18 protein-coding genes are annotated in these 23,196 nt (G+C 73.4%); 13 read left to right on the top strand and 5 right to left on the bottom strand.

All coding sequences use genetic code 11. The annotated features are described in order from the left end of the window. Positions 1-122: 122 nt before the first annotated feature. From ACFYT9_RS35265 to ACFYT9_RS35250, 4 genes are all read left to right on the top strand, one after another. Positions 123-1,001, top strand: a complete 879-nt coding sequence (locus ACFYT9_RS35265; protein WP_389170265.1) for an alpha/beta hydrolase — start codon at positions 123-125, stop codon at positions 999-1,001. A gap of 287 nt (positions 1,002-1,288) precedes the next feature. Beyond that, on the top strand, positions 1,289-2,080 hold the full coding sequence (locus tag ACFYT9_RS35260) for a DUF4239 domain-containing protein (protein ID WP_387278370.1): 792 nt from the start codon (positions 1,289-1,291) through the stop codon (positions 2,078-2,080). Positions 2,081-2,202: 122 nt separating this feature from the next. Beyond that, a complete protein-coding gene (locus ACFYT9_RS35255) occupies positions 2,203-3,090 on the top strand; it encodes a YhjD/YihY/BrkB family envelope integrity protein (RefSeq protein ID WP_389170261.1) in 888 nt (295 codons plus the stop codon). A gap of 149 nt (positions 3,091-3,239) precedes the next feature. Continuing rightward, positions 3,240-5,477: a choice-of-anchor A family protein gene (locus ACFYT9_RS35250; RefSeq protein WP_389170259.1), complete on the top strand. Its 2,238-nt coding sequence runs from the start codon at positions 3,240-3,242 to the stop codon at positions 5,475-5,477. A 55-nt stretch (positions 5,478-5,532) separates the two neighbouring features. Here the strand turns inward: ACFYT9_RS35250 and ACFYT9_RS35245 are convergent, their stop codons facing one another. Beyond that, positions 5,533-6,588 carry a LacI family DNA-binding transcriptional regulator gene (locus ACFYT9_RS35245; protein WP_389170256.1) on the bottom strand — a complete coding sequence of 352 codons (1,056 nt, stop codon included), beginning with the start codon at positions 6,586-6,588 and terminating at the stop codon, positions 5,533-5,535. Positions 6,589-6,780: 192 nt separating this feature from the next. On the opposite strand from ACFYT9_RS35245, the gene ACFYT9_RS35240 reads away from it, so the two are divergent. After that, entirely contained in the window at positions 6,781-9,024 is a 2,244-nt protein-coding gene (locus ACFYT9_RS35240) for an RICIN domain-containing protein (protein WP_389170254.1), read from the top strand. Positions 9,025-9,258: 234 nt separating this feature from the next. After that, positions 9,259-9,591 carry an SAV_915 family protein gene (locus ACFYT9_RS35235; RefSeq protein ID WP_387278360.1) on the top strand — a complete coding sequence of 111 codons (333 nt, stop codon included), beginning with the start codon at positions 9,259-9,261 and terminating at the stop codon, positions 9,589-9,591. A 19-nt stretch (positions 9,592-9,610) separates the two neighbouring features. Here the strand turns inward: ACFYT9_RS35235 and ACFYT9_RS35230 are convergent, their stop codons facing one another. After that, complete coding sequence (locus ACFYT9_RS35230; RefSeq protein WP_389170251.1) at positions 9,611-10,156, bottom strand: hypothetical protein; 546 nt, start codon at positions 10,154-10,156, stop codon at positions 9,611-9,613. Positions 10,157-10,473: 317 nt separating this feature from the next. On the opposite strand from ACFYT9_RS35230, the gene ACFYT9_RS35225 reads away from it, so the two are divergent. Both ACFYT9_RS35225 and ACFYT9_RS35220 read left to right on the top strand, forming a co-directional pair. Further along, a complete protein-coding gene (locus ACFYT9_RS35225; protein ID WP_387278356.1) occupies positions 10,474-10,959 on the top strand; it encodes an SRPBCC family protein in 486 nt (161 codons plus the stop codon). 118 nt (positions 10,960-11,077) lie between these two features. Next, positions 11,078-11,737, top strand: coding sequence for an MSMEG_1061 family FMN-dependent PPOX-type flavoprotein (locus ACFYT9_RS35220; RefSeq protein ID WP_389170248.1), 660 nt, complete (start codon positions 11,078-11,080; stop codon positions 11,735-11,737). Positions 11,738-11,752: 15 nt separating this feature from the next. Here ACFYT9_RS35220 and ACFYT9_RS35215 read toward each other — a convergent pair whose 3' ends face one another. The 3 genes from ACFYT9_RS35215 to ACFYT9_RS35205 all read right to left on the bottom strand — a co-directional run bounded on the left by ACFYT9_RS35215 (position 11,753) and on the right by ACFYT9_RS35205 (position 15,650). After that, positions 11,753-12,901: a hypothetical protein gene (locus tag ACFYT9_RS35215; protein ID WP_389170245.1), complete on the bottom strand. Its 1,149-nt coding sequence runs from the start codon at positions 12,899-12,901 to the stop codon at positions 11,753-11,755. Between the two features lie 4 nt (positions 12,902-12,905). Beyond that, a complete protein-coding gene (locus tag ACFYT9_RS35210) occupies positions 12,906-14,666 on the bottom strand; it encodes an FG-GAP repeat domain-containing protein (protein ID WP_389170242.1) in 1,761 nt (586 codons plus the stop codon). Between the two features lie 444 nt (positions 14,667-15,110). Next, a complete protein-coding gene (locus ACFYT9_RS35205; RefSeq protein ID WP_376596480.1) occupies positions 15,111-15,650 on the bottom strand; it encodes a DM13 domain-containing protein in 540 nt (179 codons plus the stop codon). A 299-nt stretch (positions 15,651-15,949) separates the two neighbouring features. Between ACFYT9_RS35205 and ACFYT9_RS35200 the strand changes: the two genes are divergently transcribed. From ACFYT9_RS35200 to ACFYT9_RS35180, 5 genes are all read left to right on the top strand, one after another. After that, the gene (locus ACFYT9_RS35200) at positions 15,950-17,809 is read left to right on the top strand and encodes an NAD-binding protein (protein ID WP_389170290.1); all 1,860 of its coding nucleotides are present in this window, start codon (positions 15,950-15,952) and stop codon (positions 17,807-17,809) included. Positions 17,810-18,215: 406 nt separating this feature from the next. Continuing rightward, entirely contained in the window at positions 18,216-18,872 is a 657-nt protein-coding gene (locus tag ACFYT9_RS35195) for a sigma-70 family RNA polymerase sigma factor (protein ID WP_376596476.1), read from the top strand. Further along, the gene (locus ACFYT9_RS35190; protein ID WP_389170238.1) at positions 18,869-19,621 is read left to right on the top strand and encodes an anti-sigma factor; all 753 of its coding nucleotides are present in this window, start codon (positions 18,869-18,871) and stop codon (positions 19,619-19,621) included. The genes ACFYT9_RS35195 and ACFYT9_RS35190 overlap by 4 nt, the downstream gene beginning before the upstream one ends. A gap of 257 nt (positions 19,622-19,878) precedes the next feature. Then, positions 19,879-20,889: a LacI family DNA-binding transcriptional regulator gene (locus ACFYT9_RS35185; RefSeq protein ID WP_376596472.1), complete on the top strand. Its 1,011-nt coding sequence runs from the start codon at positions 19,879-19,881 to the stop codon at positions 20,887-20,889. 903 nt (positions 20,890-21,792) lie between these two features. Continuing rightward, positions 21,793-23,127, top strand: a complete 1,335-nt coding sequence (locus tag ACFYT9_RS35180; protein ID WP_389170235.1) for an ABC transporter substrate-binding protein — start codon at positions 21,793-21,795, stop codon at positions 23,125-23,127. The last annotated feature ends 69 nt before the right edge of the window (positions 23,128-23,196 follow it).

Genomic DNA, 23,196 nt, shown 5'->3' with positions numbered 1-23,196 from the left:
CGCCGCCACGCGCGCGCGTCCGTATCGCCCTGCGTCCGCGCCCCCGTGCGCGCGTCGCGTCCGCCGGTCCCGAGGTCGTCCGCGTCCACCGTTCGCCTCAGGATGACGAGGACCTCTCTCCCATGCGCTCAGACCAGCGCCAGCGCCCCACGTTCGTGTTCGTGCACGGCGGCTCCAGCAACGCCCGTGCCTGGACCCCGCTCCGCAACGAACTGGCCCTGCGCGGCCACCGCTCGTACGCCGTCGACCTCCCCGGCCACGGCGACACGGCCGGCGGCCCCGCCGCCTACCACCACCCGACCCAGGACCGCACGGCCCTGCACCACGAGACCTCCCCGATGCACGGCGTCACCCTCGCCGACAACGCCGAGCACGTCGTCGGCGTCCTGCGGCGGCTCGCCGGGCACGGCCCGGTCGTCCTCGCCGGCAACAGCCTCGGCGGCCTCACCCTCACCGCCGTCGTCAACGCCGCCCCGGAGCTCGTCCACCGGGTCGTCTACCTGTCGGCGCTCTGCCTCGCCGACCCCGCCCTGCTCACCGAGCCGTGGGACGTCGTCGACGACGGCCTGCTCGAAGCGGCGGTGACCCGGATCGCCGTCCCGTACGAGGCGCCCGGCCGTGACCCCGGCGTCGTCCGGCTCGACTGGCGGCGCGCCCACACCGACCCGGAGGCGTTCGCCGTGCTCAAGGAGGCCATCATGGCCGACGCCTCCGACGCCCTCTTCCGCCACTTCCTCGACTCGCTCGACGCGGACGAGAACCACGCCGTCATGGAACCGGCCGCGCTCGTCCGCCCCGAGGCGTGGCGCCGGGTGCCCCACACCTACGTCCGCCTCTCCGCCGACCGGAGCCTCACCCCGGCGGTGCAGGACTTCATGATCCGCAAGGCGGACGAACTCACCCCAGACCACCCCTTCGACGTGCACACCCTGCCCACCTCGCACGTCGGGTACGTGAGCCGGCCCGAACTCTTCGCCGACCTCCTCACCCGACTGACCTGACCCGACCCGACCCGACCCGACCTCGTCCGATCTGACCGATCGGGCACGACCCGGTCCCGCGTGACCCGGCCGCCGTCCCGATCCGGTCCGGCGTGACCCGGTCCGGTCCGGCGTGATCCGGTCCGGCGTCCCGATCCGGTCGGGCGCTCGGTGGCCGCCGTACTCCCACGGCGGTCACAGGGCGCCCGGCCGGGTCACCCGATGGTGTGCACTCTCCCCATGCGCCGGGGGCGTACGCCTCGGCAGTGGTCCTGGGGGTGCGCGCCCGCTCCCTACACTCCGCGCTCATGTCGCTCTGGCTGCTCAACCACTTCAGCTCCCTGACCCTCGCCGTCGTCCTCGTCGGCGGCACCGTCGTGCTCGCCGTCGCCGGCAGCGTGCTGCTCCGCCGCCGCCACCCGTCGCTCGCCGAGGGCGAGCACAACGACATGGTCGGCGTGACCCTGGGGATGTTCGGCGCGATCTACGGAATCATCCTCGCCTTCGTCATCGTCACCCTCTGGACCCAGCTGGAGAGCACCCAGACCATCGTCGCCGCCGAGGCCACCGACGTGGCCCTCATCGCCCGGGACGCCGCCGCCTTCCCGCCGGCCGTCCGCGCCGACCTCGACGCCGCCCTGAGCGACTACGTCCACGCCGTCGTCGAACAGCAGTGGCCCCTGATGCGCGAGGGCCGCCCCCAGTACGGCGCCACCGAACGCAGCCTCGTCGCGGCCTTCGACGTGCTCCAGGCGTACGACCCCAAGTCCCCGCGCGAGGAGGTCTTCTACGAGGAGGCCGTCGCCCACCTCAACGACGTGGCCGCGCAGCGCCGCGCCCGGGTCACCATGGCCGAGCAGGAACTCCCGCCGCTCCTCCAGGTCCTGGCCTTCGGCGGCGCGCTCGTCCTCCTCCCGCTGACCTTCCTGTACGGGATGAGGAAGCTGCGGATCCAGGTGCTCTTCGTCGCCTCGGTCGCCGGACTCATCGGCTTCAGCCTGCTGCTCGTGCTCGTCCTCGACCGCCCCTTCGCCGGCGAGCTGAGCGTGAGCCCCGCCCCGTACAAGGAAGGCGCGCTGGCCCGCTACTGGGCCCCGTGAACCACCCGTCCGGCCGCCGCCGGGTGGCCGGAGCCCCGCCCGTGCCGTCCCATGGCGGAGAACGTCCGCGGCGGGGGAGATCCCGGCCGGCCGGGGCGAGGCGAGGCGGGGCGGGAGGCGCGATGGCGTGGACGAACCGGCTGCGGGAGCTACGCGCCGGCGCCGAGCGGCGCTTCCCGGTCCTGACCGAGGTGACCGAACGGCTCGTCGGCGGCAGCCTCCTCGACGCGGGCACCCGGCTCGCGGCCCAGGCGTTCCTCGCCGCCGTCCCGCTGCTCTTCGCCCTCGCCGCCTTCGCCCCCACCCCCGTGCGCGACCAGCTCCGCGAGTCCCTGCGGGCCATGTTCGGCCTCACCGGCCCCGCCGACCAGGAGCTCCAGCAGGTTTTCGACCAGACCACCCCCGACGGGGTCCGGGAGACCACCGGCGCCGTCGGCGCCCTCGTCGCGCTCGTCTCCGCCACCAGCTTCAGCCGCGCCATGGCCCGCGTCTGCGAGCGCGCCTGGGGCCTGCCCAAGGCGGGCACCCGGATCGCCGCCTGGCGGTGGGCGGTCTGGCTGCTCGCCCTGGTCGTCGTCGTCCTCCTCCAGGCACCGATCCGGGACGGCTTCGGCGCCGGCGCCTGGCTCGGCGTCCCCCTCTTCTTCCTCGTCGCCACCGGCGTCTGGCTGTGGACCCAGCACCTCCTCCTCGCCAACCGCGTCCCCTGGCTGCCGCTGCTCCCCGGTGCCCTGCTCGGCGCCACCACCTCCACCGCGCTCGGGATCACCGCCCGCTTCTACATGCCCGCCGCGCTCAACCGGGCCCTCGCCGAGTACGGCGCCCTCGGCCTCGTCCTCACCCTGCTGTCCTGGCTCATCGTCGTCTGCGCCGCGCTGACCTTCGCCTTCACCATCGGAGCCGTACTCGCCCACGAACCCACCCTCAGCCGCCGGCTCGGCACCGACCGCATCCGCCCGGCGGGCCCCGGGCCCGACGCCGGGGGCGACACCGGCGCCGACCGCACCTGACGGGGCTTCGCGTGGAGGGCGCCATCCGCACCTGACGGGGCCTCGTGCGGAGGAGCCGACCGCACCTGACGGGTGAGCCCGCGACCTGACCGGCCCAACCACGGGCCCCACGAGTGGTGGGGCGTCCGTGCCGCTCAGAGACTCCCGGCATGACCAACCACACGAATCGTGCCCGTGCGCACCGCCGTGGGCGCGCCGGGACGACGAGCCTCGCCTGTGCCGTGGCGCTCGCCACCGTGCCCGTGCTGATGCTCGGTCCGGCCGCCGCCCCCGCGGCCGCGGCCCCCCTCCCCGGCGGCCTCGGCCCGTGCGTCTCCGCGGCCCCGCCGGGGGACCCCACGACCTGCCCGTCCCCCTTCCCGCCGATCGACAACGACCCGATCAAGGGCCGGGACAACGCGATCAACATCTACGTCGGCGAGGACTACCTCGTCCGCGGCAGGGCCGCCGAGGCGGAGGGCCGGATCGTCGTCCTCGACGCCTTCGACATGAACAAGCCAGCGGGCGGTGTCTACAACATCGGAGAGGTCGGAGTCGGCTCGAAGGTGCCGCCGGCCGTGGGCGCGGACTGGCTGACCACGGGCGGCGACATCACCGTCGCCACCGGCCAGGAGCTGCTGGCCGAGGACGGAGTCGTCCGTCACGCGGGCACCGTCACCGGCGACGTCGAAGCCACCCTCGAACAGGACGACGACGCCACCGCCCCCTACACCGCGCTCCGCGACCAGCTGACCGCCGCGAGCCAGTGCTACGCGCGCGTGGACGGCGCCCCGCGCACGCCCACCGGCACCGCCGTCAACGAGGGCGGCCAGACCCTCTTCACCGGCGACGGCACCTCCCCGCTCCAGATCTTCAACGTCGACTTCGACATGGAGGGCCCGAACGACGGGCAGCAGGGCATCGTCTTCGCGAACATCCCGGCCGGTGCGACGATCCTCGTCAACGTCACCGGCGACAACCGCACCCTGCGGACCTACAGCGGCGGCATCGCCGACACCGACGACCCGCTCAACGCCTACCGCGAGCGCCTGCTGTGGAACTTCCCCGACGCGACGACGGTCGACCTCGCGGGCACCGGCCAGTTCCAGGGCAGCTTCCTCATCGGCAACCAGGCGTCCACCACGACCGTCAGCCTGCCCGGCATCAACGGCCGCTTCTTCACCACCGGCTCCCTCACCCACACCAGCGTCGGCGAGAGCGGCGGCCAGGAGTTCCACGCCTACCCCTTCACCGGCGACCTCCCGAACTGCGACACCCCCCAGGTCGTCACCGGTGACGTGACGGTCCTCAAGACGGACGCCGAGACCGGCGACCCGCTGGCGGGTGCCACCTTCAGCCTGTGGGAGGAGACGAACGGCGTTCCGGGTCTCCAGACCGACGGCGCCGACCCGGACACGGTGGTCGGCGCGCCGTGCGTCACCGGCGCCGACGGCGAGTGCACGCGGACGGTGGAGACGGGGACGTACTACTGGCAGGAGACCGACGCGCCGGACGGGTACGACCTGCCGGCGAACCCGGTCTTCGGGCCGCTGGTGCTGACCGAGGAGAACGCGTCGACGGGAGTGAGCGTCGAGGCGGACAACACCGCCACGCCCGTCCCGCCGGTCACCGGTGAGGTGCGGGTGGTGAAGACGGACGCGGAGAGCGGCGCGCCGCTGCCGGGCGCGACCTTCCGCCTGTGGGAGGAGACGAACGGCGTCGCCGGTCTCCAGACCGGTGGCGCCGACCCGGACACCACGGTCGGCACGGCGTGCGTGACCGGCGCGGACGGCGTCTGCGAGCGGACGGTGGAGACCGGCACGTACTACTGGCAGGAGACCCAGGCGCCGGACGGGTACGACCTGCCGGCGAATCCGGTGTTCGGGCCGCTCGTCCTGACCGAGGAGAACGCGCAGGCGGGCGTCACCGTGGAGGCGGACAACTCCCGTACGCCGATCCCGCCGGGGACCGGGTCGGTGCGTCTGATCAAGACCGACGCCGGCAGCGGGCTGCCGCTGGGCGGCGCCACCTTCGAGCTGTGGGAGGAGACGAACGGCGTCACCGGGCTGCAGACCGCGGGCGACGAGCCCGACACCCGGGTCGGCACCCCCTGCACCACCGGCTTCGCCGGCCTGTGCGGCTTCGACGACCTCGACCACGGCACGTACTACCTGCGGGAGACGGCCGCCCCCGACGGCTACGAGCTGCCCGCCGACCCGGTGAGCGGGCCGTACGTGGTGAGCGCGGAGCAGGAGGCCGTCTTCGTCATGCTGGACAACGAGCGGGGCGACGGCCCCGGCCCGGGCCCGGACCCCTGTGAGCCGAAGGGCTACGGCGACGAGGGGTACGGCGACGAGGGGTACGGCGACGAGTGCCCCGACGCGGCACGGAAGCACGCCACCGTCTGAGAGCGGTGACCCGAGGGGCGGACGGCGCGCGGAGCGCCGCCCGCCCCTCGGTCCGTCAGGCCCCGCCCGGCCGCCCCGGCACACGGGCGGTGCTGTCGCCGGGGACGAGGGCGGGCAGCAGCGGCCGGGGGCGCGGGTCGGGCCGCGGGGCGGAGGCGGCGGCGCCGAGGGCGAGGTCGACGGACTGCCGGGCCATCTCTCGCTTGGGGAGGACCACGCTGGTGAGCGCCGTGCCGGAGAGCACGCCGGCCGGGGTGTCGTCGTACGCGACCACGGAGAGGTCGTCAGGGACGGTGCGGCCCAGGGCGCGGGCCGCCTCCACCGCGGCGACCGCGAGGACGTCGTGGGTGGCGAAGAGCGCCGTCGCCTCCGGATGCGCGCGCAGCGCGTCGAGCGCCGCCGCCAGGCCGCCCCGGAAGGTGGGTTCGGCCGCGGTCCGCACGGCGTCGTCCGGCAGCGGGATCCCGTCCTCGTGGAAGGCCCGGCGGAAGCCGGCCGTGCGGACGGTGTGCGCGGGGCTGGCGAGGACGAGGGCCCGCTCGTGCCCGAGCGCCCGCAGGTGCCGGCCGGCGAGGTGGCCGCCGTGCTCGTAGTCGACCGTCACCACCGGGAAGCCGTCCGGCAGCGCGGCCTCCCACGCGCACAGCACCACCGGGAAGCGGGCGTCCGCGAGGAGCGGCAGATGGCCGGTGAGCCCCTGGTCGCCGGCGATCAGGAGGGCGTCCACGGAGCGGCTGGCCAGCGCGGCGAGATGACGCCGGGCGCGCTCCCCGTCGAGCCGCGTCGTGCAGAGCAGCAGCCGGTGGCCGCGCTCCTCCAGGGCGTCCTCGACCTCCTCGACCACGTCCGCGTAGAACGGCGCGGAGACGGTCGGCACGAAGAGCCCGACGGTGCGGCTGCTGCCGGTCGCGAGCGAACGGGCCACCAGATTGGGGACGTAGCCGAGTTCGGTGATGGCGGCGCGGACGCGCGCCTCGGTGGCCGGGCGCACCGCGACCCGTCCGGTGACCACGTTCGAGACGGTCTGCTTGGTGACGCCGGCCCGCTCCGCCACGTCCTGCATGGTGACCATGACGCCGCCCCCGTCGTCCCCGCCCCGCCCGCCGATCACGCCCGGCTCGCAACGTAACCGGGCCCCCACCTGCGGTCAAGGCGCCGACGGCGCCCCGCCGATGTGGTCCGGACGCCCAACTCCCCTACGAGGAAAGGGATCCGGCGGAGTCGGGGCTCTTGTTTTACCGGTCAAATGCGCTCTAGGGTCCGTGCCGTCAGCGGCCCGACTCCTCCACCCCAGGGAGTACTCGTGCACCTCTCGCGCAACGGATTCGTGAGCACGCTCGTCGCGGCGCTCCTCGCCGCGGCCGGAGGCGGCGCCCTCGCCGCCGCCCCGCCGGCCGAAGCCGGATCCGCGCCCCCGACCGCCCCCTCACCCGCCTCCGCCACCGCCACCTACACGGTCACCGTCGGCGCCAAGGGTGCCTGGAACCGCCCCGACGACACCCCGGCCAGCCCCTACACCGACAAGGACGGCACCTTCTACTACCAGCAGGCCCACGCGCTCTACGGCGCGAACGACCCCCGCAAGTGGACCTTCTACACCGGCACCGACTTCGACACCGCCGACCGCTCCGCCGCGATCAGCGACGCCGTGAACCCGGCCGACCCCGCCGACCGCAACAACGACACCACCGCGCGCTGCAACAACAGCCCCACCGGCGTGAAGTCCACCGCCGCGCCCGCCGGAAGCGGCTACGCCCACCGCAACTACTGCGACCTGACCGGGATGTGGGTCGATCCGGACACCGGCGACTGGTACGGCCTCGTCCACAACGAGTTCACCCCGCAGCCCTTCGCGGACGGCATCCACTACGACGGCATCGACTACGCGGTCTCCACCGACCAGGGCCGGACCTGGAAGATCAAGGACCACGTCATCACCTCGCCCTACAGCACGGACCGCGGCGACACCGCCGCCTTCCCGCGGCAGACGTACCACTACGGCACCGGCGACCCCCGGCTCTTCGTCGACACCGCCTCCGGCTACTTCTACGCCTTCTACGGCTCCCGGATCGTCAACAAGGGCGGCGGCTGGGCCGCCTTCTACGGGCACGTCGCCCGCGCCCCCATCTCCCAGAAGATGGCGCCCGGTTCGTGGCGCAAGTGGTACGACGGCGCCTGGACCCAGCCCGGCGGCGGAGGCCGGGAGTCCACCATGGTCCCGGTCGGCGCGGCCGGCACCACCGGCTACGTGCCGAAGGAGAAGGAGTACGACCCCGCCAACGCCGGCTCGGTGAGCCAGCAGGTCGCCGCCGGGCTCACTCCCGCCACCTCCCCGCTCTTCGTCATGGACATCACCTACAACGCCTACCTCGGCCTCTACATCGGAGAGCCGCAGGCCGTCGACCAGAGCGGCAACGCCCCGCAGGAGATCTACGCCACCACCGACCTGACCACCCAGAAGTGGTTCAGGCTCGGCGACACCGGCGGCTACCGCACCGCGTCCTGGTACCGCTGGTTCCTCGACGCCGGCAACCGCACCGGCTCCGGCATCGTCGGCAAGGACTTCCGCGCCTACTGCTCCTTCGGCTGCTCGGGCGGCGCGAGCGCCGAGTACGTCAACCTGAGCATCGGTACGAACGCGCCCGCGGCCCCCGTCGACACCGCCCGCGCCTACCGCGTCTCCGCCGCGGACGGCCGTGTCCTCGCCCAGGTCTCCGGCGGCTCCGCCACCACCTCCCGGGCCGCGCCCACCGGTTCGACGCTGGAGCACTGGACCTTCACCGCCAAGGGCGACGGCTCCTACCGCATCGCGAACGCCGCCACCGGCGGTCTCCTCGGCGTCGCGTCGACCGCACCCGCCACGCGCGCGTGGGGCACGAAACCGACCGTCACCGCGGCCGCCTCCGGCACCGGCCAGGACTGGTTCGTCGTCCCCGCCGCCTCCGCCACCGACAACACCCCCACCGGGACGGTCAAGCTCGTCAACCGGTACAGCGGCCTCGTCCTCGCCCTCTCCGCCACCTCCTCGCGCGCCGCCGAGACCACCCCGGCCCGCAGCTGGACGGACACCACCGGCTCCCCGGTCGGCGCCGGCCGCACCGCCGCCGAACAGACCCTCGGCCTCACCCCGGTCGGCGACCCCCCGAGGACCGTCACCCTCACCACCGGCGGCAAGGCCCTCGACAACCCCGACCACAGCACGGCGGACGGCACCGGGCTCGTCACCTGGACCCCGAACAACGGCGCCAACCAGAAGTGGACCCTCACCCCGCGCGCCGACGGCGGCCACGAACTCCGCAACAACGCCTCGGGGAAGTGCGCCGACATCGAGAACGGCTCCACCGCCGCCGGCGCCCGCGTCATCCAGTGGACCTGCCACGGCGGCGCCAACCAGCGCTGGACGCTCACCCGCCTCCCCGACGGCACCTCCACCGTCACCTCCGTGCGCAGCGGCCTCCTCCTGACGGCCGCCTCCACGGCGAACGGAGCACGCGTCACCCAGCAGCCGGACACCGGGAGCGCCCTCCAGCGCTGGACGGTCGGCTGACGCGGCCGGAGGGGAACGAGCACCGGCACCGGCCGAGGTCCCGGATCCCTCTCGGGCATCGGCTCCGGTTCTCTTGCTCTTGCTCGGGCTCGGGCTCCGCCTCCGCCGGACTGGCCGATTCCGGAGGGGCGCCGGGGTGCGGCGGCTTGGCCGGGCGGTCCCCGGGTAGAGCCCCGGAGACAAACCCCCGGCGCCGTCCGCGCCGGGGGTCCGCTCTGTGTCCGGGAGGAATCGATGGAAGACGCCCTGTACGGAGATGCCGCCGAGCCCGGGGACCGGCTCCGGGCCGGACGGCTCTGCGTGCCGGTCCGGCCGGGCCCCCGCGCCTGCGTGACCCGGCTGTTCCGCACGCCGTTCGGGGACAGGACCGCCGTCGCGTTCAGCGGACCGGCGCGGCTGAGGGAGGTCCTGGGGGCGGCCCAGCCGTGGATAGTCCTGGCGGAACCGGCGCTGCGCGCACTCGTCGAGCCGCTGGGCGTCCGCGAACTGCGGATCGACCCCGCCCGCCTCCCCGCACCGGCGGCTCCCGCGCCCGTCCCCGGGCCCGTCCCCGCTCCGGCGGCCTGAGAGGGCCGCCGGGGAGGCCCTACTCCAATCCGGACACCTTCAGGACGGCGCGGGCCGTCTCCGCGTGGACGCGCAGCGAGAGCCGGTCGAGGTCCGGCCCGCCGTGGTCGAGGGTGCCGCGCCGCCGGGCGTCCCGGGCCTCGGCGTCCAGCCGTAGCCAGAGGGCCGGGTTGGCGAGGAGGACCCGGAGGTCGATCTCCGCCCGCGCGCCCTCCTCGTCCCGCAGCACCAGGCTCTGCCCCGTACCGACCGGCCAGGCGACGGCCGTCAGCCGGTCGGTACGGACCGTCCGGACCACCCACAGCCCGCGCACCGTCAGCAGGCCCGGCGCCGAGCTGACCCTCGGCGGCAGCAGCACCACCAGGAGGAGTACAGACAGCCCGATCCACCCGAGGGCGCGCCCCGCCGGCAGCCCGTGGGCGCCGGCGTCCACCACCAGCGCCGTCCCGAGCAGCAGCCCGGCGCAGACGAGCGCCGAGCGCGCCTCCCCCGGCCAGTCCGCGTCGTGCAGCACGTCGTCGGCGGGGTGGGCGTGCGGGCCGGGGAAGGGGAGAGGGGGCTGCATGGCGCCGAGGCTAGGGCGCGGAGCGGACCGTGCCGGGGAGGTTGACACGGTGTTGACGCCGAGGCGAGCGGTCTTGACACACCGCTGACGAAGGGGGGGGAGGCAGGGCTACGGACGGGAGCGGGCGTACGGGACCGTTCGTACGGCAGGGGGCGTACGGGAGCGGGGCCGCGGGCACCGGCGGCCGCCCCCGGGGCCGGGTTCCTCTCCGGCACGATCGGCGCCGGAAGACTGATGACCGGGTCCCCGCCGATCCGTTACCGTACCCGCGGGTAACGGGCGGGTGGCCGTCCCGTACCGCGCGAGGGGAGACCGCCATGGAACGGCAGTGGAGCCTGGAGGAGAGCACGGTCGTGGACGCCCCGCCGGCGCGTGTCTACGCCTGGGTGTCGGACCTGCGGAACATGGGGCGCTGGAGCCCGGAATGCCGGTACGTGTGGGTGCCGCGGCCGCCCGCGCGGGTCGGCACCCGGTTCGTCGGCCTGAACCGGCGCGGGCCGTTCGCCTGGCCGACCTCCGGGCGGGTGGTCCGGGCCACCCCGGGCAGCGAGTTCGTCTTCGACATCGACGTCCTCGGGCTGCCCATCGCCCGCTGGGGCTACCGGTTCGAGCCGGAGGGCGAGGGGACGCGGCTCACCGAGTTCTGGGAGGACCTGCGGACCGGGGGCCGCCGGGCCAGGGTCGCCGAGCTGCTCGGAACGGTCTTCGCCGGCACGAACGCGTCCCGCCGCGTCGCCGTCAACCGCGCCGGCATGCGCACCACCCTGACCCGCATCGCCCGTACCGCGTCCACCGGGCCCTGACCCCCGGACGCGGGCTCCGGCATCGCCGGGTGTCCGCGTCCGGGGGGCCAGGGACCGGGTCCCGCCGACCCCCGGTGGCGGCGCCGGTCGCGGCCGGTCGGCCCGCTAGGTTCGGGGCATGACGACATCCCTCACCGGCAGTGCCTTCGACTCGCTCCTCCTTGACGCCGTGCCCGACCAGCAGGCGTTGCGCCAGGTCTACGAACTGCCCAAAGCAGCGGCCGTGCGCAAGCAGATGAGCGAACTCACCGATGAGGCACGGCGGTTGATCGGATGCTCGTCGCTGGTCCTGGTGGCGAGCGCGGACGCCGAGGGCCACTGCGACGTCTCCCCGCGCGGAGGTCCGCCCGGGTTCGTCGCCGTCCTGGACGCGCGGACGGTGGCGATACCGGACGCGACGGGGAACAAGCGTCTGGACACCCTGCAGAACGTCATCGCCACGGGACGGGCCGGGCTGCTGTTCACCGTCCCGGGGCGCACCACGACGCTCAGGGTGAACGGCCGGGCCTGTGTCTCCACCCGCCCCGATCTGCTCTCCCGGTTGACCGCGGTGGGCAAGCCGCCGGCGAGTGCGCTGGTGGTGGGCATCGAGGAGGTGTACCCGCACTGCCCCAAGTCGCTGCTGCGCGGCGGAGCCTGGAAGCCGGAGCAGTGGCTGCCGGCGGACGCCCAGCCGACCTCGGCCGAGGTGACGCTGGCCCAGCTGCGGATGCCGGGGCTGACGATCGCCGACATCGAGCGGGCGGAGGCGGACTCGCTGAAGTACCGCTACGAGTGACGGGCCCAGGGCCGGTCACGGGGGATCGGCCCCGCCCGCACGCGCTTCGTCGGGGTCGGCGGCCGGCTGATTCCCGGCCCGCAGTTCCCGCCGCAGGGCGCGCAGCGCGGTGCGCTCCTGCGCCCGCCGCCGCAGCCACGCACGTCGTCGCTCGCGCGTGACGAAGAGGAGCAGGATCAGGACGAGGAGGCCGCCGACGGCGAGGGCGGCGACGAGCCAGGGGAAGAAGGACAGCCGGACGGTGTCGCTGGTCACGGTCCTCGCCGCACCGCCGGGGACCGTGGCGGTCACCGAGGCGGTGACCGCCAGGCGGCCGAAGGCGGGGAGGTCGGCCAGGCGGCCGGTGACGGTGGCACTGCCGCCGGGGATCACGTAGATCCCCCCGGGGGCGAGCGGGACGGTACGCGCGCCGCCGCCGGTGATGTTCAGCGTTCCGGCGAAGGTGTAGAGGACGTTGCCCGTGTTGCGTACGGTCACGGAGAACTCCTCGCCGTCGCCCGCGGGCCGGTGTTCCAGTTCCGAGAGGGAGACCTGGAGGTCGGCGGTGCCGGGGACGGTGAGCTCGACGAGCCGGGCGATACGGGTCTCGGTGTTGACGCCGCCGCTGACGGCGGGGGTGCGCAGCGCGGTGACCAGGCTGCCGAGATAGCCGCCGGGCGGGGTGCCTGCGGGCACCGTGAGGGAGAAGCGGACCGTGGCGCTGCTCTTCGGCGGCACGGTGACGGTGGCCTCGGATTCCAGCTTCAGCCAGGCCCCGACCGCGCGCATCCTCTGGCCCTCCTGCGCGGGGGCGAGGCCGCCGCCGGTGGCGTTGCCGACGTCGGCGCCGTAGACGTGGAAGGTGCGGGCCTTGTCGCTCTCGTTGTAGATGACAGCGGAATCCTCGATCCGGGCACCGGCCTTGAGCGCGTACCCGAAGTGCCCGCCGGTCAGCGTCGTCAGACCGTAGAGCCCGGCCCGTACGCCGAACGGAGCGCCGGCGGCCGCTTCCCCCGGAGTGGGCGAGGGGGCGGGGGCCGGCGCTGCCTGCGCGCCCGGCGCCAGAGCGAGCACGAGGCCCGCGAGGAGGAGACCCCACCGGGGACCCCACCGGAGACCCCGCCGGGCGGGGACCCGTGCCCGGCGGATGGTGGCGCCGCCGCGGGCGCGCAGGCAGCTGTTCACGGGATCAGCCGGTGATCGTGTACTGGAGGGTGCCGCTGTACGAGCCGGGGACCGTTTCCGCGGGGATGTTCCACTGCGCCGTCGACCCTTCGTGGGCGAAGACGCCGCGGGTGCCGCCGTCGCCGGTCGCCATCGTCACGGCGGGGGAGAGGCTCGTGCCCGGCTGCGGGTCGGCGCCCTTGGGGAAGGAGCCGCCCGGGCCCGGCTTGGCGACGCCCGTCCACCGGACGCCGGTTCCGTTCAGGGACCGGCCGGTCGTGACCAGCAGATTGTCCCATCCGACGGTGTCCTTGCCGCCGCTGACCAGATCGGTCGTGGCGACGGTCACCGACCAGGGGGCGGTGGTGGAGAGGGTGTTGGTGTACGTGAAGGTGCCGAGTCCCGCCGGGGCGCTGACGCGGCCGGGTGTCAGCGTGCCGAAGTCGACGGCCGGCAGGTTCACCTCCATCGACAGGACACCGGGCACCTTGGCGACCTGTACCGACATCGACTGGGCCGTGCCCCTCGGCTTCGAGGTGTTCAGCAGCACCTGCGCCGCGACACCCGCGGCGGTGGAACCGGCCGCCAGGTCGGGCCGGCCGTCGGCGTTCAGGTCTCCGACGGCGTACGCGCCGCTCACACCGCTCGCCGTGACGTACACCGGGCTCGCGTTGCGGAAGGAGCCCTTCCCGTCGCCGAGGAGGACGGTGGGCTGGTCGTCGGGGCCGTTGCCGGTGACCAGGTCCGGCTTGCCGTCCGTGTCGACGTCGGTGATCGCGACGCCCGTGAGGGCCCGGCCGCCGACCGGGTGGGTGACCGGTGCGCCGAAGGCTCCGGCTCCGTCGCCGGGGAAGACGGTGATCGCCCGGTCGCTGTGCGCGACGGCCGCGTCAGGCTTGCCGTCGCCGTTCACGTCGCCGAGGGCGAGGGCCCCGCCGAGGGAGACGGCGTCGGCGAAGCGGGTGGCCGGGCCGAGACGGCCCTTGCTGTCGCCGAGGAGGACGGAGATGTCGGACGTGCCCGCGTTGACGGTGACCACGTCGAGCCTGCCGTCGCCGTCGACGTCCCCCGTCTTGAGGCCGGAGGGGCGCAGTTGCCTGGCGGAGTAGCTGGTGGGCCGGCCGCCGCCGACGTAGTAGTTGCTCGCGGTGCCCAGGGCGCCGGTGCCGTCGTTGGTCCACAACGAGACGTTGTCGCCGTTGGCGTTGGAGGTCAGCACGTCGGGCTTGCCGTCACCGTTCATGTCGGCGACCGTGACGTCCACGGGGAACAAGGCGTCCGTCGACGGGTTGACCGGCGTCGGCGCGAAGTAGGAGGTGGCCGGGGCGAAGCCGCCCTTGCCGTCGCCGAGCAGCTCGACGACGCTGCCCATGCTCTCCTCGCCGTGCTGCGTGGGCCGCTTGGTCAGGGCCGCCGCGACGACCGCGTCCAGCCGGCCGTCACCGTTGAGGTCCGCCAGGGCGACAGCCGTCGGGAAGGCGCCGGTGTCGAGCCCGAAGGAGACACCGGGGCCGAAGCCGCCCTTGCCGTCACCGAGCGCGGCCACCAGGGTGTTCGATCCCTTGACCGGGGTGACGAGGTCGGCCTTGCCGTCCCCGTTCAGGTCGCCCAGCGCCGGGGCGGTGCCCTTCCCGGAGCCCGCGGGCAGCGGGACGGCGGTCGCCCCGCCGAAGGAGACGCCGGGATCCGGCGCGGCCTGGGCGGCCGGCGCCAGACACAGCCCGGCCATGAGTGCGACCGCCGAGCCGAGCACGAGCCCGGCGACGCGTGGTGTGGAAGTCTTCAACGTACCTGCCCCTTGCAGATGTCGCGGCACGTCGACAGGAGGAGTCGAGCCGCGGGGGTGTGTGGGGAGAGCCGAATGCAGTCAACACCGCCGCGGCGGGAGATTTCAGTGGATGTCCCACCAGTTCCGCGGCCGCCCCGCGGCCGTGACCTGGTGGTTCCTACGATGTCCAACCGGCTTTCTCTGAGCGGGTGTTGTCGTGGCAACCGCGGAACCAGGGCTCCGTTACGGACAGTTCCTCCGCTCGAACACCACGCGCGGGGCCGGCGTGCGGGGGAGAGCCGCCGTGCCACCGTGTTTCGCGTGCGGAGCCGCGGACGGTGCCGTGTACGGAGCCGCGGACGGTGAGGACGGTGAGGGCGGTGACAGGGCGAGCCCGGACACGGGCTGCCCGGGGTGCGTGGAGGGCCTGCCCGGGGCGGTTTCGCTCCCGCCCCGGATCCGTCACCCCTCCACGAGGCGGGCCGCGCCGAAGGAGACGTCGAACCGGTCGCACCAGATGCTGACGCTGCCGTACGCGGACCAGTCCAGGCCGGCCGGCAGGGGGTAGTTCTGGTCGCCCTTGTTGCCCTTGAGCTTGGCGAGGTTCACGTACTTCCCGTCGTCGAAGACGCGCCACCCGGCGATTCCTTCCTTGACCGGCGCGTCGCTCAGCCACACCCGCAGGTCGGGCCCGTTGCTCGTGTCCAGCCCTTCGAGGCGCAGTGTGTGGCTGCCGTCCGCGAGGCGCACGATCCGCACGGTGCCGGCCGTCGCGTGCTCGTGGCTGATGAAGGTGCCCCGGGCGACCGTGGCCGGCGTGGCGGGCGGCTCGGGCCGCGCCGTCGCCCCGGGGGACGGCGCCCGCGTGGCCGGTGCGGCGGAGGGCAGTTCCTCGGTCACCGTCTCGTCCACCCACAGGGCCCAGGGCTTGAACCAGACGAGCCCGGCGGCGAGCACCGCCACCACCAGCACACCCACCCCGGCCCATCGGGCCTTCCTCACACCGCGCCCCACGACACACCTCCGCCTCTCGTCCTCGCTCCCCCAGGAGAGCGGGCAGCCGCCCCTGCCCGGGGGCGGCGCCCACATTCCAGACCTACGCGCCGAGCACGGCAAGGGGACATGAACGCCCCGGGCGGGCCCGCAGGTTGCCGGGGCCGGGCATTCGACCCGGAGTCCCGGCCATGGCACTCTGCGGCGCGAACGCCGATTCTCTGCCGGGCCGTTCGCCGCCACGTAGATCACGGGGGAGCCGCATGACCATAGTGCCGCATCAGGAGAACCCACGGACCGAAGGCCACATGGTGGTCTGCGGTGACGACGGGCTCGCGCACCGGCTGGCGGCCGAGCTGCGGGAGGTCTACCGGCGTCGCGTGGTCCTCGTCGTCCCGGTCGCCGAACCGCACGAGCGGCCCGCCGCGCCGATCACTCCGCTCCCGGCGGACCCCTCTCATGGCGGGGCGGGGCCACCGCTGCGGGAGGTGGACTCCCCCGCACCCACCCGTGAGGCCCTGCGGCGGGCCGGGGCGGAATCCGCCGACGCCCTGGCACTGCTCTACGAGGACGACGAGACGAACCTGCGGGCCGCGCTCGCCGCGCGCCGGCTGAACCCGGGGCTGCGCCTGGTCGTCCGCATGTACAACCGCAAGCTGGGCGACCAGCTGGAGGAACTCCTCGACCAGGCCGTCCTCCTGAACGAACCGGGCGTGGACCGGACCGTCCTGGACGCCTCCACGACGGTGCTGTCCGACGCGGACACCGCCGCGCCCGCACTCGTCGCCACGGCCATCGCCGACACCAGGAAAGTGGTGCAGGCCGGTGGCCTGCTGCTGCGCGCGGCGGAGCGGCCCGCTCCCGGCCGCGGGGAGGTCCCCGACCCGGGACTGTGCACGCTGGCGCTGCTGTCGTCGACGACCAGCGACCCCGCCGGGTCCGAGGGCTCGGACACGAGCGGGGCACGAGGCCCCGATCTCCTGCCCGACGACCGGGTCGTCCTCGCGTCCCAGGGCCGCGGCACCATCGTCCTGGAGGCGGTCGGCCGGGCCGGTCCCGCCCTGCCGCCCCGCCGTCTCACCCGTCGCGGCGCCCCCCTCGGCGAGCTGTTCTCCGCCCGCCTGCGGTGGGCGCTCGCCGGCATCGTCGCCGCGGTCCTCGCGCTGACGGTCACCACGATCGCGCTCACCGACGCGGGTCCCGTCGAGGCCGCGTACCTGACCCTGCTCGATCTCTTCTCCATCAACGACCCGGCCCTGGAGGAGCCGACCACCCGGCAGGTGCTCCAGCTGCTGTCGGGGCTGGTCGGCCTCGCCCTGCTGCCCCTGCTCGTGGCCGCGGCCCTGGAGGCCCTGGGCACCTTCCGGGCGGCCGGCGCCCTGCGCCGCCCGCCCCGCACGCTCTCCGGTCACATCGTGCTGCTCGGCCTCGGCAAGATCGGCTCCCGTGTCCTCGCCCGGCTGCGGGAGTACGACATCCCGGTCGTGTGCGTCGAACACGATCCCGACGCCCGCGGCATCCCGCTCGCGCGGGACCTGGGCGTCCCGGTGATCCTGGGCGACGTCACGGACGACGGCGTCCTCGAGGCGGCCCGCATCCACCGGGCCGACGCCCTGCTCGCCCTCACCAGCTCCGACACCACGAACCTGGAGGCCGTCCTCGCCGCACGCACCCTCCACGGCGGCCTGCGGACCGTGCTCCGGCTCTACGACGACGACTTCGCCACCGCCGTCTACCGCACCCTGCGCTCCGCCCACCCCGACGCCGTCACCCGCAGCCGCAGCGTCTCCCACCTCGCCGCCCCGGCCTTCGCCGGAGCGATGATGGGCCGCCAGGTCCTCGGGGCGATACCCGTCGAGCGCAAGGTCCTGCTCTTCGCCGCGCTCCTCGTCGCGGGCCACCCCCACCTCGAAGGGCGGACCGTCGCCGAGTCGTTCCGCGCCGACTCCTGGCGCGTCCTCGCCCTCGACACGACCGACGCCTCCGCCCGCCGCCCCGACCTCGCCTCCACCCCGCCCGACGGCGAACGGTCCGAACTCCTCTGGGACCTCCACCCCGGATACGTCCTCCAGCCCCGCGACCGCGTCGTCATCGCCGCCACCCGCCGCGGCCTCGCCGAACTCCTCGCGACCGGCCCGCGGCCGGCGTCCGAACCGGCCGCGGGATGAGCCGTGCCCGTCCGGGGGACGAGAGCGCCCGGACGGGGTCCGGCGCGGCCGGACCGCCGACCCCCACTCATGCCCGGACAGGGAACCGGATCCGGCTCCCTCATCCGTCCCCAGGGAGCGAGCCGGATCCGGCTCCGCGGCGGCCCCGTGAGCCCCCCGGGGCCGCCGAGGGAGGCAGAGGCGTCTGCCTCCCTCGGGTGGTGTTCGGCGCTCCCCTCCCCCCGGCTGGGAGAAGCGGCCGCCTTTCACTCGCGCGGGTGACCGAAGGCCGGGGCCGGCGGCGAAAACCACTCCCATCCGTACGCCTGTCCGCTACGAAGACTCTGCACAGGCCGCCCCGGCCCTGTGGCCGCAGCCCGCCCCACCCGCAGCCGGCCCCGCCCCTCCGACCAAGGACCCGCATGCGATGGACACCCCGCCCCCGGCCGGCCGACCCGGACGGCTGCGTCTGGTCCCCACCCGCGGAGCCCGCCCGGTGAACCGGCCCGTCCCCGTCGACAACCCCGGTCCGCCTCCGCGCCACGACCTCGCCGACGTGATGCGGCAGGTCGCCCAGGGCGACCAGCAGGCGTTCTCCACCCTCTACGACGCCCTCGCCCCGATGGTCTTCGGCCTCGTCGTCAGGGTCCTGCGCGACCGCGCCCAGTCCGAGGAGGTCACCCAGGAGGTCATGATCGACCTGTGGCGCCAGGCGGCCCGCTACCGGCCCACGGCCGGCAGCGTCACCACCTGGGCGGCGACCATCGCCCACCGCCGGGCCGTGGACCGGGTCCGCTCCGCCCAGGCGGCCACCGACCGCGAGCACGCCCAGGCCGCCCGGGAGCACACCACCGCCTTCGACGAGGTCGCCGAACAGGTCGAGACCCGGCTGGAGAGCGAGCAGGTACGCCGCTGTCTGCGCGGTCTGACCGAGCTCCAGCGCCAGGCCGTCACCCTCGCCTACTACCGGGGGCTGACCTACCGTGAGGTCGCCGAGACCCTGCACACGCCGCTTCCCACCATCAAGACACGCATGCGCGACGGACTGATCCGGCTCCGCGACTGCATGGGGGTGACCACATGAACCAGCACCGCTCCGACGTCCACACCCTCGCCGCCGCGTACGCCCTCGACGCCCTCGACCCCGTCGAGCGGGAGGACTTCGCCGCGCACCTCCCGCACTGCGAGGACTGCCGCAGGGACGTGGAGGAGTTCGAGGCGACCGCCGCCCGCCTCGCCGGCGCCGCCGCACAGGACCCGCCGCCCGCCCTCAAGCAGCGCACGATGGCCGCGGTCGACGGTGTGCGCCAGCTCCCGCCCCGGGTCCCCGCGACCGGTGGGGCCCACCGCACCACCCGCTTCCTCAGGCGCAAGGCGGTCCCCCTCGCCCTCGCCGCGAGCGTGGCCGCCGCCGTCTCCTTCGCCGGCCTCGCCGCATGGCAGCACCAGGAGAGCCAGGACGCCCGGCGGCAGGCCCAGCGGGCCGAACGGCAACTCGACTCGGTGAGCACGCTGCTGGCCGCGCCGGACGCCCGTACGGTCCACGGCCGGGCCACCAACGGAGCCCTTACCACCGTCGTCAGCTCCGACCGCCAGAACCGGGCCGTCTTCACCGCGACCGGCCTGCCCACCCCGGCCGACGGCATGACCTACCAGCTCTGGCTCGACCGGGACGGCGCCATGCGACCCGCCGGGTTCATCCCTGCCGACGGCACGGTCCCGCTCGACGGCGACATCGCCCACGCAGGTGCGGTCGGCCTCACGCTCGAACCGGCCGGAGGATCATCCCAGCCCACCACCACACCGCTCCTCCTGCTGACCCTGCCGGCCTGACGCCTCTTGCCCGCGGCGGTCCGACCGGCCTGGGGTCGGTCGTCCTGCCGATGTCCCGCCCTCGCAGCCTTCGCCGTCGTGACCGGGCCCATCCCGTCCCCGCTGTTCCAGCACGACGGCGAAGGAGTCGAACACCGTGACGTGCGACGACCGACTTCGAGGTCGGGCCTCGGCCCTGACGGCAACAGCTCCGTCTGTCCATCGTTGTCAACAGAGTGACGAAATTTGCTTGCATCGCTTGCGCTATGCTTGCGTGCGTGACGCGACGACTTGCTCTGGTGGCGAAGAAGGTGGGCGTCAGCGAGGCCACGGTGAGCCGTGTTCTCAATGGCAAGCCCGGGGTTTCCGAGACGACCCGGCAGTCCGTGCTGACAGCGCTCGACGTCCTCGGCTACGAACGGCCGACGCAGTTGCGCGGAGAGAGGGCCAGGCTTGTCGGCCTGGTGCTGCCGGAACTCCAGAACCCCATCTTTCCTGCCTTCGCCGAGGTCATCGGCGGCGCCCTCGCCCAGCAGGGGCTGACCCCGGTTCTCTGCACGCAGACCAGGGGCGGCGTCTCGGAGGCCGACTACGTGGAGCTGCTTCTCCAGCAGCATGTTTCTGGAGTCGTCTTCGCAGGCGGACTGTTTGCGCAAGCTGATGCTCCGCACGACCACTACTACCGGCTGGCCGAGCGCAACATCCCCGTCGTCCTGATCAATGCCTCCATCGAAGGACTCGACTTCCCGTGCGTGTCCTGCGACGACGCCGTCGCCGTCGAGCAGGCGTGGCGTCACCTCGCTTCGCTGGGGCACGAGCGGATCGGGCTCGTCCTCGGGCCTGAGGACCACGTACCCTCCCGGCGCAAGCTGGACGCCGCTCGTGTGGCCGCCGCGACTGCCGGCATGGAGTGGAACGACACCTTCGTGGAACGATCGATCTTCTCCCTGGAGGGCGGGCAGGTTGCTGCCGCGCGACTCCTGGACAGAGGGGTCACCGGCATCGTCTGTGGCAGTGACCCTCTGGCACTGGGCGCGATCAGGGCTGCCAGGCGGCGCGGCCTGTCAGTTCCTGCCGACGTGTCGGTCGTCGGCTTCGACGACTCGGCGTTCATGACCTGCACGGAACCACCGCTGTCCACGGTGCGGCAACCCATCGAGGCCATGGGACGCGCTGCGGTGGACCTTTTGATCACGCAGGTCCAGGGGACCCAGCATCAGTCGGGGGAACTCCTCTTCGAGCCCGAGCTCGTCGTCCGCGGCTCGACGGCTCCGCCGCCCGCTCCCTAGAGGCCATCTCGTTCGGCTGCCGGCAGGGGGAAGCCGCTGGTGCGAGCGCCTCGAGCGCTGTCGACGCACGTGCTCGGCGCCGAGGGGGACGGTGCGCTCCGCAGAGCCGGCCGCCGTTGGCCGTGCACATCACAGCCGTACCGCGGGCGTTCGAGCGTGGATCCTGAACTCGCCCCTACCGATGGTCGCACTTCCATGGACGTGAGCACTTCCTACGATCACGACCTCGTTGAACCCGGCCCTGCCTTCGTCGCGCCGGGCTGAGCGGACTTCGGCAGACAGTTCGTGACACTTCGGGCCTTGCTGTCGGCGTAGGGGCTCGCCTCCCCGTCTGTGTACGGCGAACAGTGCCGGCCGAGGGCGCCGGCAGGAGTGCCGTCCCCCCAGTCATCGTCCCCCCAGTGCCCGATGCCGCGACTTCGGGTTTCCGCAGACGCAGGGCCGGGGGAGTCGCCCCGCGCACCGAGGCGGCGAGGTTGTCCCGCTCGGATATGTGGTTCAGCTGAACACGCATTGTTCAGCAGGGATAGCAATTTTTCAACAGGCTAGAGCAAAATGTGGCGCCTCCCGGCTTGCCGTGATGCACCGGCGGACCCGCTCGCACCTTGGGTCGATGACGCGCAGGGGTGCGAGGCGAGGCCGGCGTTCCCTCCGTCCGTCGCGGCTTCAGCGCCGTCGTCAGCGGGTTCCCAGGTGGCCCGGCGTGGGGTGCGGTCGGCGCGCCCCGCAGGGGGCGCCGGCGACTCCGGCAGGTGCGCGCGTGAAGGTGCGGCAGTCCAAGAAGCTCGTGACACAGTCGTAATCATGCAATCTTGGGTCGAAATCTTGCATCGCTCTGTTCTGCGTCCTAGTGTGACGCTCCGATCAGGGCAGTGCCCTGGGGACCACCTCGGAGGAGCCGTAATGAAGTCCCGTAACCTCGCGATCTTTTTGATCTCTTCAGGTCTTGTCCTGTCAGCCACGGCGTGCGGTGGCGACTCGGACGCCGGAGCCAAGGGGGACGTCACGATCACCGTGGCGTGTCAGCCGGCGAAGACGGCACCTCAGCAGCGCAAGGCATGGGACGACGACGTCAAGGCGTTCGAGAAGGCGCACCCGGGCGTCAAGGTCAAGAGCACGGACCAGCAGCCGTGCTTCGACCCGAAGACCTTCGCCGCGAAGCTGGCCGGCGGCCAGATGGAGACGGTCTACATGGCCCCCGTCACCAACTACGCCGATGTCATGACCAAGGGACAGGCGAAGGACATCACGGCCTCCACGGACCTGGTGAAGAACTTCGGGAACATCCGCCAGGACGTCCGGGACATGGTCACCAAGGACGGCAAGATCTACGGGGTCCCCAACGTCAGCTACTCCGTCGGGCTGGTCTACAACCGCAAGCTCTTCGAGCAGGCCGGCCTCGACCCCAACTCCCCGCCGAAGACCTGGGACGAGGTCCGCGCCGCGGCCAAGAAGATCGCCGACCTGGGTGACGCCTACGTCGGATACGGAGAGTACGGCGGCGGCAACGTCGGTGGCTGGCACTTCGCGCAGTCCATCTTCAGCCGCGGCGGCGAGATGGCCGTGGACGGCAAGGCGGCCTTCAACAGCGCCGAGGGCAAGGCGGTCCTGCAGACGCTGCACGACATGCGCTGGAAGGACGACAGCGTCGGCAAGAAGGTGCTGATCGGCTGGGAGGCGCTGATGCAGCAGATGGCGGCCGGCAAGACGGGCATGATGCTCGGCGCCCCGGACGTCGTCACCGACCTGGTGCAGAAGTTCCAGGGAGGCAAGGACCAGTACGGCATCGCCCCCATCCCCGAGGGCAAGGCGTCGCTCACCGGTGGCGAGGCCTACATGATCAACCCGAAGGCGAGCGAGGCCGAGGCCAAGGCCGGCCTCCAGTGGATCGACTTCCAGTTCAACACGCCCGGCAAGGGCCGCCACGACTACGCGCGCGGCAAGGCCAACGGCGAAGCCGTGGGCGTGCCGAACAACGACTACATGGGCGACTCGCCGACGGGCAAGGAGATCGCCGCACTCCGCGAGAAGAACGCGGTCCTTCCGGTCGAGTACTACCAGCCCTACGTCGAGGCGGCGGAGAACATCGAGATCAAGCTGGAGCCGGCGAAGGCACAGGAGCTCTACGCGGTGCTGGACGTCCCCATGTCCGCCGTTCTCACCCGCAAGGACGCCGACATCGACAAGCTGCTCGCCGACGCCGAGGCCAAGGCGAACACGATTCTGGCGAAGAGCTGACCGTCGTGGGACGGGTGCCGCACTCCGTCGGAGACGGAGTGCGGCACCCCGACCCGCGGCGCGGACCGG

Source organism: Streptomyces sp. NPDC004435 (assembly GCF_042873895.1).
Classification (GTDB): Bacteria; Actinomycetota; Actinomycetes; order Streptomycetales; family Streptomycetaceae; genus Streptomyces.
The sequence above is the reverse complement of the archived record's forward strand: the minus strand, read 5'-3'. Positions and strand labels throughout refer to the sequence as shown.